At 40.2% G+C, this 12,828-nt stretch carries 12 protein-coding genes; 6 read left to right on the top strand and 6 right to left on the bottom strand.

Features of this window, described 5'->3' with window-relative positions; translation table 11 throughout:
• Positions 1-16 precede the first annotated feature (16 nt).
• From U1E44_RS12875 to U1E44_RS12850, 6 genes are all read right to left on the bottom strand, one after another.
• Positions 17-1,117, bottom strand: a complete 1,101-nt coding sequence (locus U1E44_RS12875; RefSeq protein ID WP_322931505.1) for a ThuA domain-containing protein — start codon at positions 1,115-1,117, stop codon at positions 17-19.
• Between the two features lie 153 nt (positions 1,118-1,270).
• Positions 1,271-2,113, bottom strand: coding sequence for a sugar phosphate isomerase/epimerase family protein (locus U1E44_RS12870; protein WP_322931504.1), 843 nt, complete (start codon positions 2,111-2,113; stop codon positions 1,271-1,273).
• A gap of 61 nt (positions 2,114-2,174) precedes the next feature.
• The gene (locus U1E44_RS12865) at positions 2,175-3,413 is read right to left on the bottom strand and encodes an MFS transporter (protein WP_322931503.1); all 1,239 of its coding nucleotides are present in this window, start codon (positions 3,411-3,413) and stop codon (positions 2,175-2,177) included.
• A gap of 303 nt (positions 3,414-3,716) precedes the next feature.
• Positions 3,717-4,601: an AraC family transcriptional regulator gene (locus U1E44_RS12860; protein WP_322931502.1), complete on the bottom strand. Its 885-nt coding sequence runs from the start codon at positions 4,599-4,601 to the stop codon at positions 3,717-3,719.
• Positions 4,602-4,705: 104 nt separating this feature from the next.
• A complete protein-coding gene (locus U1E44_RS12855; protein WP_322931501.1) occupies positions 4,706-5,053 on the bottom strand; it encodes an L-rhamnose mutarotase in 348 nt (115 codons plus the stop codon).
• Positions 5,054-5,106: 53 nt separating this feature from the next.
• Positions 5,107-5,940 (bottom strand): amidohydrolase family protein, encoded by an 834-nt coding sequence (locus tag U1E44_RS12850; RefSeq protein ID WP_322931500.1) that lies wholly within the window; start codon positions 5,938-5,940, stop codon positions 5,107-5,109.
• Positions 5,941-6,311: 371 nt separating this feature from the next.
• Between U1E44_RS12850 and U1E44_RS12845 the strand changes: the two genes are divergently transcribed.
• The 6 genes from U1E44_RS12845 (at position 6,312) to fucP (ending at position 12,636) form a co-directional block, all read left to right on the top strand.
• The gene (locus U1E44_RS12845) at positions 6,312-7,193 is read left to right on the top strand and encodes an AraC family transcriptional regulator (protein WP_322931499.1); all 882 of its coding nucleotides are present in this window, start codon (positions 6,312-6,314) and stop codon (positions 7,191-7,193) included.
• A gap of 186 nt (positions 7,194-7,379) precedes the next feature.
• Positions 7,380-8,702: an L-fuconate dehydratase gene (locus U1E44_RS12840; RefSeq protein WP_322931498.1), complete on the top strand. Its 1,323-nt coding sequence runs from the start codon at positions 7,380-7,382 to the stop codon at positions 8,700-8,702.
• Positions 8,703-8,748: 46 nt separating this feature from the next.
• Positions 8,749-9,528, top strand: a complete 780-nt coding sequence (locus tag U1E44_RS12835; RefSeq protein ID WP_322931497.1) for an SDR family NAD(P)-dependent oxidoreductase — start codon at positions 8,749-8,751, stop codon at positions 9,526-9,528.
• Positions 9,529-9,607: 79 nt separating this feature from the next.
• Positions 9,608-10,465, top strand: a complete 858-nt coding sequence (locus tag U1E44_RS12830; RefSeq protein ID WP_322931496.1) for a fumarylacetoacetate hydrolase family protein — start codon at positions 9,608-9,610, stop codon at positions 10,463-10,465.
• Positions 10,466-10,505: 40 nt separating this feature from the next.
• On the top strand, positions 10,506-11,288 hold the full coding sequence (locus tag U1E44_RS12825) for an L-fucose dehydrogenase (RefSeq protein WP_322931495.1): 783 nt from the start codon (positions 10,506-10,508) through the stop codon (positions 11,286-11,288).
• A gap of 31 nt (positions 11,289-11,319) precedes the next feature.
• Positions 11,320-12,636 (top strand): L-fucose:H+ symporter permease, encoded by a 1,317-nt coding sequence (fucP, locus tag U1E44_RS12820; protein ID WP_322931494.1) that lies wholly within the window; start codon positions 11,320-11,322, stop codon positions 12,634-12,636.
• The last annotated feature ends 192 nt before the right edge of the window (positions 12,637-12,828 follow it).

The raw sequence follows: 12,828 nt of genomic DNA, 5'->3' as shown, positions 1-12,828 counted from the left end.
TCTATAAAAACCCTTCTTACTCCAAATCCGTTATATTGAGTTTCCTATTTTTCCAATAGTCATCCGTTTTAAACTCGTAGGCTGTGGGTTGATAGGTGCCCACAAGCGAAACATCGGCTTTTTCGGGAACAGGTACGTCTAGCGTCCAGTACACGGCATTTACCAATAACCTTCGAGTGCCTTCGTTGAGAAGGTCGCTGGCCGCCCCTATGGTCGAGGTAAAAGCCTTTCCCTTTTTACCGCCGGGGAGTTGATAGCTTTTTGTCCACGCAATAGGCATCAGGATATCGTTTACGGAAATGCCCTGATCGTTAGTTTTGGCCAATACGCTGTCTGTGGGTTTCATGCCATAAAAAAGGTCATCTTCATCATAGGTACCTGCTCTGTTAATTACCTGTCCCAAAATGATGGGTTGGGCATCGCCCGGCAAAGGCAATCGTACTTCATACACATCCGTAGGCCCCCAAATATCCCCATCGGCAATTCCGTTCGCAATACTTTTATCATCTATATTTTCCGCCAATACACCTCGCGTACTTTGGTGCTTGTGATGGCCATGGTGGGCAATCCATTTTTCGCCCAAGACCAACCGGCCAAAGCCGTCTTTCCATTCGGTTTTTTCGCCATTGTAACCATTGCCGTAATGGGTGTAGGCAGAATTTGAACCTTCGGGAAAATTAAAGGCATGGGTGGCAGTGCGAATGCCCACAACGGGTTTCCCTGCGATTAGATACTCGTCTATGTGTTTCATTTGTTCGTCGGGAAGTGCGGTAAATCGGGTAAAAATAAACATGAGGTCCGCCGTTTGCAATGCTTCTAAACCGGGAATATGGCCGTTTTCTTTTGGATTGATAATCCCAGGTTCGGCAGGATCTTGAGCAAAAAGCACGGTGCATTTAAACCCATGTCTTTGGGATAAAATCTTGGCCAGTTGGGGGAGTGCTTCTTCCGATCTGTATTCCTGATCTCCTGAAATGAGGACAATGTGCTTCGCATTTTCATTTCCGCCCGAAAAGGTGAGCCATTGTGTGGGTTCTTGCTTTGCCGTGGAACTATTTGGCTTCCCTAAGCAGCCCGCCAACGCCAAGCAGATACATACACATACTATTTTTTTCATGTTTACTATTTAATGTTTGAGATCATGTTGAAAGTTCAAAATCAAAAGTTCTTATTTTCAGGTGTTTAGTTTCAGGTTTCTCTTCATCCAACAAAATACAACCATCAACCGTTTCCTGTTTCAGGTTTCTTGTTTCCTTTCAACCATCAACCATCAACTAATCCCCATTCCGTTTTTAATAAAAGAAAGCCCTTTCGTATAAACCTCCTCTGAAGGAGAATAATCGCGCCAAACATTGATGGCATTGGCAAATTCGGGGATGATGGTGCTAAAGGCTTCGATGGTGAGCCATCCGTCGTATTTTATTTCTTTTAACGCTGCAAAAACTTCATTCCAATGCACTTGACCGCTTCCGGGTGTTCCACGGTCATTTTCGCTAATGTGAACGTGTTTTAGATAGGGTGCTATCGTTTTTAGGGCAGTAGCCTGACTTTTTTCTTCAATATGCGCATGATGGGTATCGAACATGGCTCCTAAATGTGGATGATTCGCTTTGGCTGCCAACGTGCGCAAATCGGCCATAGTGTTGTACAAATAGCACTCAAATCTATTGACGGCCTCCGGTGCTAAGATGATGTTGGCCTCTGCGGCATAATCCGCAGCCTTAAGCAGCATCTCTAGGCTCCATTGCCTTTCGGCTTGGGTTGGTGGTTGTCTCGTAAAAAAGGCAAAAGTGGAATGAAATGGACCACAGATGACTTCGCAGTTTGCCGCCGCTGCCCTATCAATAGACCATTTTAATTTTTCAAGACCCGCCTGCCGAAATTTCCGATCCGGACTGGCAATGTTTTCCTCTGCTGCTAACGCCGCCACACAGGTGGTACCCATTTGAATAGCTGAAAAATGAGTGCCTAATTTGGAATAATGCGCCACGGAACCTTCTCCCAAGAACAATTCTACACCGTCATAACCTGTCGCTTTTAGTTGGTCTACGATACCATAGTGCGCTTCGGTTACATGGTTGGTCCATAGCAACATATTCATGCCTATTTTCATTGTCGAAAGTTATTATGGAGCTAATGTAGATTGGCTCTATTTTATTTTACAAGTTGTTTAATTAAGCAGCAGGACCGGTTTGCTTACTCTTTTTCATCCAAAAGTATAGAATCGTAAACAACACAATGAGTATAATAGGGAAAATAGTCATTGTCTTAAGTGTTTCTTGCCCTGTAGCCAATTCCATAGCATCTCCTGAGAGACCCATAGCAGTTGCTTTTTCTCTTGCGCTATCTATCCACCCGCCAAAAATAGGTTGCATATTCCCTGTCATAAACATTCCGATTGCCCCGATAACAGACATACCTAAGGCACCACTTTTCGGAATTTTCTCGGCAACAAAACCAATCATATTTGGCCAGAAATAGGTAATACCCAAAGCAAAAATAACGGCAGCAACATAGGTCATGCCTCCGGTCAGCGTACTGAGTAAAAAGATTCCAATTGCTGTTAAAACCGCTGATCCAAGTAACACACCGGTTTGATCGAACTTGTGTACAAAATCCCCTCCAAAGTAACGTCCTACAGCCATAATACCACTTATTAAAGCCAAAATCACCATCGGAGCTGCTCCGCTTTTTGATAAAATCAATTGTACCCATTGATTCGGAACAAATTCAGAAATGGCAGTCATTGCCATGCAAACAGCAATAAAAATAAAAACAGGGGTAGCCATTGCTTTGAAGTTTCCGCTTAATGTAGCAGCTTCCTGAATACGCGGTTTTGGAAACTTTTGTCCCCAAAACAGATAAGCGTATATTACGGTTGGTATTATAATAAACCAAATTTGAGCCTGCCATCCCATATTAGCGTTGGTCATAAAATAACTGATTAACGCTCCCAGAACAATACCACCGGGAAACCACATATGGAAACGATTTAAAAGCGTGTTCATCCGTTTTCCTGTATAACTATCGGCAATCATTGGGTTGCACGCTGCCTCAGTACAACCATTACCAAGCCCAATAAGAAAAGTGGAAATTATTAACCCTATATAGCCCCCAGAATATATGGTAAGTATAATCCCAAGTGTATGTGCTAAAAAGGCAAATTGCATGATTTTTTTAGGCCCAACAGTATGATAGACTAAACCGCCTACCACCATGGCCAAAGGAAATCCCCAGAACCACATAGAGTTAATAAAACCCAATTGCTCTCCGGAGAGACCAAATTCTTCTCCCAATTCAGGAAGAATTCCTGCTCTTATACTAAAAGAAAAGGCGGTGGTGATAATTGCAAAACAACTTCCGTAAAATAATCTTTTACCATTTACACCAGCTTGATTGTCCGTAGTTTCCATTGATTTTGTTTTAATTTTTGGTTAATTTATTATTTAAATTTTCAAACTAATAATAATGTTGTCTCTGAATACATTTGGAACTGTTCATCAAAAATTTTTTTTTTTTCGATTAGAATAGTATGATTTACATTTCAAAATTATGGTCAATGTAATAAACAACCCGCTAAATTTAGAATTTAATAAATTTAAAACGAAAAGAAATTTTAAAAATCCTTTATACTACCAAAAAATAGTACTTTTTTGCCTTAAAAAGTTAGAAATATTGTGCGACCAAGTTCTTAAAGATCAATTTTAAAGTTGTTTTCAAGAAATACTGGTCTTAATGTCTAAAAATAGCTTTCGATATTCCTGCGGACTCATGTGCACAATAGATTTAAATTGCCGGTTAAAATTGGATAGGGTATTAAAACCACACTCATAACTGATTTGGGAAATATTAAAATTGTCTTCGAGCAATAGTTTTCGGGCGTGCCCAATGCGAATTTCATTTACAAAGCGGGTAAAGGTCTTATTGGCTCTTGGTTTAAAATAGCGGCAAAACGAGGTGGTGGTCATTCGCAATAGTGCTGCGATTTCAGCTAATGAAATATCTTTTTTAAAATGCGTCATTACATAATCATATACCTGATGCATTTTTTCGGCATCATTTCCTTTAAGGGTATTGGTATACCCGGGACTAGAAAGCAATTGATATTCGTCTGTATGTGCTAAATCATCCAAGATTTCTAATAAAGTCCGAATCCTTTTAAAGCCCACCTCGGTATCAATACGCAGCAGTAACTTTTGTATCTTATTCGAATTTTTACCAAAAAAGGCAATCCCTCTTTGGGCGTTTTCAATAAGTTTGTTAATTCTGTAAAATTCTTGTTTCGCTAAGAGAGACGGGCTCAGCAATACATGATCAAAATAAATAACCAACCCTCTGGTTGTTAAGGTACTATTCTTTTTAAAATAGACGTCATCACTGCGCCATAAATGAGGAAGATTTGGACCGGTTAGCACTAGGTCGCCCTCCGAAAATGAATGCACATGATCGCCCACAAATCGCGTACCTTTTCCTTCAACTATATATGAAATCTGAAATTCGGGATGAAAATGCCAATGCGGATTAAAATAAGGCCCAGTGATATCCTTAAAGATAAAGGTATCTTTTGGGGTGAGTGTTTTTTCTATATTGGGACTATTCATACGGCGTATTTGTCAAGTGTAAAAGATCAAAAGTGACGTATTTGAATCCATGAACAATGCTGTTCTCAGTTTAAAAATAGTTCTCTTTGCTTCAAGCGTTATGGCTAACCAAGCTTTTTTGCGTCGTACGTAAATACCTTTTCTAACGGTATCCATTTTTGCCCCGGTTTAGCAAATGGCAAGGCTTGTTGGTAATTCCACATTAAAGTTTCCCATTCTTGAACTTTGGCGTTATCGGCATCCATGGCTGCCTTTCTTTCAAAAGAAAACGCATCATCCACTTCAATAATCATAAATAAACGGTTCCTTACCCGGTAAATTTCCATGAATTGTATGCCAGAGTCGCCAAGACTTTGGAGTACTTCGGGCCATACGGCTTTGTGGTACTCGTCGTACTTTTTAATCAGTGCTTCATCGTTTTTTAAATCTAAAGTCAAGCAGTGTTTTTTCATAGGTCTGATATTTTTTAAAGCTAATTTAGCCACTGAATTTTTTTAGGTTGATGTCATGAACGATTGAGGTTGTAAAAAAGGGCAGCGTTTTTTCCCATAAGTTGCTCCTGTACTGCATTAGGATAAGGGTGGATGTAATTTTCTATAATTTGAAGCATCTCGCCATAGTTTGCTGCTAAAAGGCACACAGGCCAATCGGATCCGAACATAATCCGATCTGTACCAAAACAAGCGAACACCACATCCAAATAGGGGGTAAAATCGGTATTCGTCCAAGAATGCCAATTTGCCTCCGTGACCATGCCCGATATTTTACAATGTAAATTTTGATGTTGCGCCAGCAATTCAATGTCTTTTTGCCAGGCGTTTATGCTATTCGTTTTAATGTACGGTTTGGCAATATGATCTAGCACGAATTTTTGATTGGGAAAGGCAGCAACCAGTTCGTTGGCTTCTTTAAGTTGATGGGGATAAATAAGGATATCATACGTAAGACCATAGTCATGAAGTTTAGAAATTCCGTTTTGAAACGCCGGATCTAACATAAAGCCATTGGGCTCGTCTTGTACCAAATGCCGTACCCCTTTTAAGAGCGTGTTCTGGCTAAAGTGGTGCAGGCGTTCTGCAACATTGGGAGCGCTTAGATCTACCCAACCCACCACACCTTTTATAAACTTATTTTCTTGCGCACAGCGCAGTAAAAATTCGGTTTCTTGCTCCGAAGAATGAGCCTCTACGGCGATACACCCATCAAAACCGAAGCTTGATAGAATGGGGTATAGGTCTTTGGGCGTAAAATTTCGTCGCAATACAGACATCGTCTCATTAATCCAACTGTGCGTAGCCGAATTATAGTTCCAAAAATGTTGATGACTGTCTATGCGCATGTTTGCCGTTTATACGTGGGTTATTGCTCCATAAGGCACTGCAATTTTTACTGCAAATGGGTTGGCACGTTCTACCTGATACACCCATTCAAAAATAAGAGATTATTCTTAAAAAATACAAAAGCCCGATAGTACTATCAGGCTTTTATAAAGACAATTAAACAAACTCAAAAAATTAACTTTTAAAAAAATGATTGTTGTTTGTAAATCATTTGGAGAACAATTTAAAACAGGTTAAAATTAGATGATAATGCTATCGTATGCTACCATTTATTTGGCAAATCATGATATTATTTTTGCAGTTATATACAAATAGCCATAATTTAGGTATATATTAGATGATATTACTTCAAATTTTTACACAAAAAGACGTGAAATTACATTTAATAGATCGAAGGAACGCCACCAATGCTTCTTTTAGCATCAAGACACATCGATTTAAGCATTTTTTAAAAGTTTGGCATTATCACCCTGAGCTGGAGTTGGTTTTGATCACTAAAAGTATCGGCACACGCTTTATTGGAGATAATGTGGCAAAATTTCAGCCCGGAGATGTAGTACTCACAGGAGCGAACTTGCCGCATATGTGGGTAAATGATGATGTTTATTTTAAGAAGGAGTCCGATTTATTGGCAGAGGCTATAGCCATACATTTTAAAGAAGATTTTTTAGGGACACATTTTTTCCAAATTCCGGAAATGCGACAAATTGCCCAATTGTTTGCGCAGGCGCAGCACGGAATTTTGTTTAAAGACCTCGACCATAAAATTATTGAAAAGATCAAAAAACTTGAACTTTTAGATGATTTTTACAAAACGCTAAAATTAATAGAAATCCTTCACGATCTTGCCAAACACAGCCCTATAAAGCGGCTCGCAAGTGTAGGGTTTATACATTCTTTTCGTACCACTGAAAATAAAAGTTTAGATGCGATTTACGAGTTTGTCTTTAGGAATTTCAGTGCGCCCATCGGGTCCAAGGATGCGGCCGCAGTGGCACACATGAATCCGTCTGCTTTCAGCCGTTTCTTTAAACGCATTCATAGAAAAACATTTACCACTTACCTCAATGAAGTCCGAATTGGTTATGCGTGCAAATTACTATTAGAACAAAAACTCAACATCACTTCCATTTGTTTTGAGAGCGGATTTAATAATATCTCTAATTTTAATAGGCAGTTCAAGAAAATCACCAAAAGTTCCCCAAGAACCTATCTTCAACAACATATAGAACACGTGTCAAATGAAACCTAAATCAAGGTCAATATAAAAAAGCAGCCCTTTTTTAAGGCGTAAAATAGGTAGGCTTTAGGATATCCTTTTTTACTGTTATAGGCCTCGTTTTATAAAGCAAAGCAAAAATAGTATTAGGCACTGTTTTAATTTTGGTAGCTTAACCGCACTTAAGATGTTAGCTTTGGTTTTTTCAAATTTAGATGCATGTCCAAACCCATTACCATAACGGATTTTCTGGTTAAAGATATCCGTTTTCCTACTAGTCGTACTCTGGCTGGTTCCGATGCTATGAACACGGATCCTGATTATTCCGCGGCATACGTTATTTTAAAAACAGATCACCCGGATGCTTTAGAAGGACATGGGCTTACCTTCACTATTGGTCGTGGAAATGAACTTTGCGTTGCAGCTATTACTGCGCTGTCACAATTAATAATAGGAAAAACACTGGAAAGCTTTACAACCAATATGGGTGCTTTTTGGAAAATGATTACGGGCGACAGTCAGTTGCGGTGGTTGGGTCCCGAAAAGGGGGTCATTCATTTGGCTACAGGTGCCGTGGTAAATGCCGTTTGGGATCTTTATGCCAAGGTAGAGGGCAAGCCGTTGTGGAAATTAGTGGCCGACATGTCCCCGGAAAAATTTATATCTTGTATCGATTTTACGTATATCACCGATGCCATTACGCCACAGGAAGCCTTAAACATGCTACAAAAGCAAGAGGACACAAAGCAAGAACGCATTGATGCACTAATGAAAGAGGGCTACCCGGCCTATACTACCTCTGCCGGTTGGTTGGGGTATTCAGATGAAAAGATGCGCAGATTATGCAAAGAGGCTAAACAAGCCGGTTTTAAGCACATGAAAATTAAGGTAGGATCCGATCTAAAGGACGACATGCGGCGCGCGGCTATTATTCGAGAAGAAATTGGAACCGATTTACGTTTGATGATGGATGCAAATCAAAAGTGGGATGTAGATGAAGCCATCCTTACTATGGCGCAACTAAAACGCTTTGATCCTTGGTGGATAGAGGAACCTACGAGCCCCGATGATATTTTGGGTCATGCCAAAATTGCGAAAGCAGTTTACCCCATAAAAGTGGCCACCGGGGAACATTGTCAAAACCGGGTGATGTTTAAGCAATTGATGCAGGCGAATGCCATCGGAATTTGTCAGATTGATAGTTGTAGGGTAGGAGGGGTCAATGAAATTCTAGCGATATTACTTATGGCAGCAAAGTTCAACATCCCTGTTTGTCCGCATGCGGGAGGCGTAGGACTTTGCGAATACGTACAGCACCTTTCTATGATTGATTATATCGCTATAAGCGGTACTATGGAAGACAGGATTATAGAGTATGTAGATCATTTGCATGAGCATTTTGTAGATCCGGTGGTTATAAAAAATGGAGCGTACATGCCCCCTGTGGCACCGGGATATAGCATTCGAATGAAAAAAAAGTCCCTAGAAGCGTATGCTTTTCCAAATGGGGTAGCGTGGCAAACAGGCCAAGAAACCCAATAGAAAATAAGTTTGCTGGATATGTTGTAAACTAAAATAATACCAAATAATGACCGCATTTAGTCTAAAAAGTAAGATAGCTATAGTTACCGGAGGTGCTAGTGGTATTGGTGAAGCCATATCCAAAACCTTTGCAACCCAAGGTGCCCATGTCCATATTTTAGAATTCAATACAGAAAATGGCGAAAGGGTAGTAAAAGATATACGTTCTAATGGGGGTAAGGCTACCTTTCATTCTTGCGATGTAGCGCACCAAAAGCAGGTTGCCGCTATTATCTCCGCTGTTGCAGAAATTGGGCGTATCGATATTTTAGTGAACAATGCGGGGATTGCCCATGTGGGTAATTTAGAAGGAACAACAGCGTCAGATTTAGATCGACTGTATCATGTAAATATTAAAGGAGTCTATAACTGCATGCATGCTGTAATAGGAAAAATGAAAGCACAGGGAGGTGGGGTAATCCTTAATATGGCTTCTATTGCAGCCACGGTGGGCATTTCAGATCGGTTTGCGTATTCTATGACTAAGGGTGCCGTACTTACCATGACCTATTCGGTTGCTAAAGATTACCTCAATTTTGGGATACGATGTAATAGTATTTCACCGGCAAGAGTACATACCCCATTTGTCGATGGTTTTATAAAAAAAAATTACGAAGGAAAAGAGGAAGAAATGTTTGCTAAACTATCTAAAAGTCAACCTATAGGTCGCATGGGTACACCAGATGAAGTAGCTCATTTAGCGCTTTATCTCAGTTCGGACGAGGCCGCATTTATAACGGGAACAGATTTCCCCATAGATGGGGGGTATATAAAATTAAACGGATAATTGTATTTTACGTGTCCAAAAACGACCACATCATTGGGTTAAAAAATAAAATCAATACTAATCGCATAAAAAGAAATACATGAAATTGATACGATTTGGAGCACCGGGAGAGGAACAACCGGGCGTACAACTAGAAGACGATACCCGGATAGATGTTTCCGGCTTTGGTACAGATTTTACCGAAGATTTTTTTGGTTCTAATGGTTTAGAACGATTACAAAAATGGGTTGCAGAAAACAGAGCAACCTGCCCTGTAATTGGTTCAGAAATACGTCTTGGCGTACCATTGGTAAAGCCTTCTAAAATTGTTTGTGTGGGCCTTAATTATGCCCAACATGCGGCAGAAAGCGGTATGGCCATCCCGTCCGAGCCTATTTTGTTCTTTAAGGCAACTTCGGCTTTGGTGGGTCCAAACGACGATCTCGTTATTCCAAAGAACAGCAAAAAAACGGATTGGGAAGTAGAATTGGCAGTTGTTATTGAAAAGAAAGCATCCTATGTTTCAGAAGAGGAAGCCTTAGACTATGTGGCGGGCTATGTATTGCATAACGATTACAGCGAACGTGCTTTTCAGTTAGAACGTGGCGGACAATGGGTAAAGGGTAAAAGTTGCGATACCTTTGCTCCTGTTGGACCTTTTATTGCTACAAAGGAAGAAATTAAGGATCCTAACAACCTAAATTTATGGCTAAAGCTCAACGGCGAAACCGTGCAGAATAGCAGTACCTCCGATTTTATTTTTAATGTGCAGAAAGTTGTAAGTTATATTAGCGAGTTTATGACGCTTTTACCCGGCGATATTATCTCTACAGGAACTCCGTTTGGGGTGGGTCTGGGTTTTAATCCACCCAAATATTTGAAACCGGGCGATGTAGTGGAGTTGGGCATAGAAGGGTTAGGAACATCCAAGCAAAGAGTTAGGGCTTATACAGAATAGCGTTTTATTGTAATAATACCGAGGTAGAAGGGCAACGGTCATGGATTTATTTTTAAAAAACAAGGTCATTATTGTTACAGGCGGATCCAAAGGGATCGGCTTGGGTATTAGTACTATTTTGGCTCAAGAAGGTGCCATTCCGGTGATTGTAGGCAGAGATGAGGAAAGTATGAAGCAAGCAGTAGCTCATATAAAGCAGTCTGGAGGAACATCGGATTATGTTATAGCAGAGCTTACCGATCAAGAGCAATGTAAAAATGCGGTGCTTCAAGTACTTGAAAAATTTGGCTGCATAGAAGGTTTGGTAAATAATGCGGGCATTAATGATGGGGTTGGTCTAGAAAATGGAACCTATGCCGATTTTCTCCGATCTATCAACAGAAACCTAACGCATTATTACCTTATGGCGCAATTGGTTTTACCGGAACTAAAAAAATGTAAGGGAGCCATTGTGAACATCGGTTCTAAAACTTCCTTTACGGGACAGGGAGGCACCAGTGGGTACACAGCAGCAAATGGTGGAAGAAACGCATTAACGCGGGAGTGGGCTACAGAATTGTTGCCCTACGAAATACGTGTAAATGCAGTTATTGTTGCAGAATGCTACACACCATTGTATGAGAAATGGATAAAGACATTTCCGAATCCTGAGGCAAAACTAAAATCGATCACAACAAAAATTCCTTTAGGAAAAAGAATGACCACCGCAGCGGAAATTGGAGATACAGTGGCATTTTTGTTATCGGAAAGGTCGAGTCATACCACCGGACAGCTCCTTTTTGTAGATGGTGGTTATACGCATTTAGATAGAGCAATTTCATAATCATATCAATATACGCAATCCCAGCTTTTACATGGAAAAACCACCCATTATTCCCAAGAAATTCTTGATTCCTTTTATATTGGTTACCTCATTATTTGCTTTATGGGGATTTGCAAATGATATAACCAATCCCATGGTATCGGCTTTCAAAAAAATTCTGGAATTGTCCAATACGCAGGCATCTTGGGTACAAGCAGCGTTTTATGGGGGGTATTTTACGATGGCACTCCCTGCGGCCTATGTGGCCAAGAAATATTCTTATAAAACGGGCATTATCGTCGGGTTACTCCTATACGCGGTCGGTGCCTTATTGTTTTATCCGGCCGCGGCCAAGGAAAATTATTTTTTCTTTTTACTGGCATTATACATTCTCACTTTTGGTCTGGCATTTTTGGAAACCACTGCCAATCCCTTTATTTTGGATATGGGACCAAAGGAAACAGCGACGCAGCGCCTTAATTTAGCGCAGGCTTTTAATCCCCTTGGTGCGTTATCGGGTTTATTCGTAGCCCAAACTTTTATTCTGGCCGCATTACAGTCTGATGATGTAGATGCCCAAGGAAACAGTATTTACGAAACCTTAACAGATACCGCCAAAGCAGCAGTAAAAACCTCAGATTTAGGCATTATCCGCAATCCGTACGTAGCATTGGGGTTGGTAGTACTAGTCATTTTAGGTGTTTTTTTGCTCGTAAAGATGCCCGAAAAGAAGGTAGAAAATAAAGATCAGGGTACCTTGTGGGATTCCATTGTACGTATTTTTAAAAAGAAATCGTTTGTGGGTGGCGTCATAGCACAAATGTGTTATGTAGGTGCTCAGATTATGTGTTGGACGTATATCTATCAGTATGCCGAAAATTTGGGTATCTCCAATACTACTGCGGTGAATTATGCGTATTTGGCTTTAATTATTTTTCTGTTAGGTCGATTTTTATGTGCCTATTTATTAAAATTCATTCAACCCGGAAAATTATTACTGTTTTTGGCTTTGGCAGCTATGGTTTTTTGTTTAGGTACCATTTTTATACACGGCATGGGTGGACTGTATAGTTTGGTATTTGTTTCTTTATGCATGTCGGCCATGTTCCCCACCATATATGGTATTGCCCTTTATAACTTGGGTGACGATGCCAAGGCGGCTTCGGCGTTTTTGGTTATGGCCATCGTTGGCGGTGCTTTTATGCCCATTTTACAAGGATCTATTTTGGACATTGGAGGTAGCGGATATTCGGACACCCTAATTCTTGGGGTTCCTGAAGTAAATTTTTCGTTTGTTTTACCATTATTATGTTTTTTAATTGTTGCGATGTATGGCTATGGGACACGCAGGGGTGAAAGGGTAACATAAAGATACGGCATGATTGGGTTGGTATATTTTTCTATGGTCTTATAAAATATAATTGTATCTTTTAGTTTTGATATATGTGGAGTATGTTGATGGCGCATGCTATGAGCATGTTGGTATTTGATAAAAAAAAAGCTCCAGAACGGCTGGATTTTTAATGTGTATTGCATTTCAAGTTTTGGTTGTCCAGATGTA

The sequence above is a fragment of the Aurantibrevibacter litoralis genome (genome assembly GCF_034651555.1).
Lineage (GTDB): Bacteria > Bacteroidota > Bacteroidia > Flavobacteriales > Flavobacteriaceae > Aurantibrevibacter > Aurantibrevibacter litoralis.
The sequence above is the reverse complement of the archived record's forward strand: the minus strand, read 5'-3'. Positions and strand labels throughout refer to the sequence as shown.

What these genes read in the sequence shown, in the direction of transcription:
- U1E44_RS12875 (WP_322931505.1), bottom strand. Translation starts at nt 1,117, where the DNA reads ATGAAAAAAATAGTATGTGTATGTATCTGCTTGGCGTTGGCGGGCTGC.
- U1E44_RS12870 (WP_322931504.1), bottom strand. Translation starts at nt 2,113, where the DNA reads ATGAAAATAGGCATGAATATGTTGCTATGGACCAACCATGTAACCGAA.
- U1E44_RS12865 (WP_322931503.1), bottom strand. Translation starts at nt 3,413, where the DNA reads ATGGAAACTACGGACAATCAAGCTGGTGTAAATGGTAAAAGATTATTT.
- U1E44_RS12860 (WP_322931502.1), bottom strand. Translation starts at nt 4,601, where the DNA reads ATGAATAGTCCCAATATAGAAAAAACACTCACCCCAAAAGATACCTTT.
- U1E44_RS12855 (WP_322931501.1), bottom strand. Translation starts at nt 5,053, where the DNA reads ATGAAAAAACACTGCTTGACTTTAGATTTAAAAAACGATGAAGCACTG.
- U1E44_RS12850 (WP_322931500.1), bottom strand. Translation starts at nt 5,940, where the DNA reads ATGCGCATAGACAGTCATCAACATTTTTGGAACTATAATTCGGCTACG.
- U1E44_RS12840 (WP_322931498.1), top strand. Translation starts at nt 7,380, where the DNA reads ATGTCCAAACCCATTACCATAACGGATTTTCTGGTTAAAGATATCCGT.
- U1E44_RS12835 (WP_322931497.1), top strand. Translation starts at nt 8,749, where the DNA reads ATGACCGCATTTAGTCTAAAAAGTAAGATAGCTATAGTTACCGGAGGT.
- U1E44_RS12830 (WP_322931496.1), top strand. Translation starts at nt 9,608, where the DNA reads ATGAAATTGATACGATTTGGAGCACCGGGAGAGGAACAACCGGGCGTA.
- U1E44_RS12825 (WP_322931495.1), top strand. Translation starts at nt 10,506, where the DNA reads ATGGATTTATTTTTAAAAAACAAGGTCATTATTGTTACAGGCGGATCC.
- fucP (WP_322931494.1), top strand. Translation starts at nt 11,320, where the DNA reads ATGGAAAAACCACCCATTATTCCCAAGAAATTCTTGATTCCTTTTATA.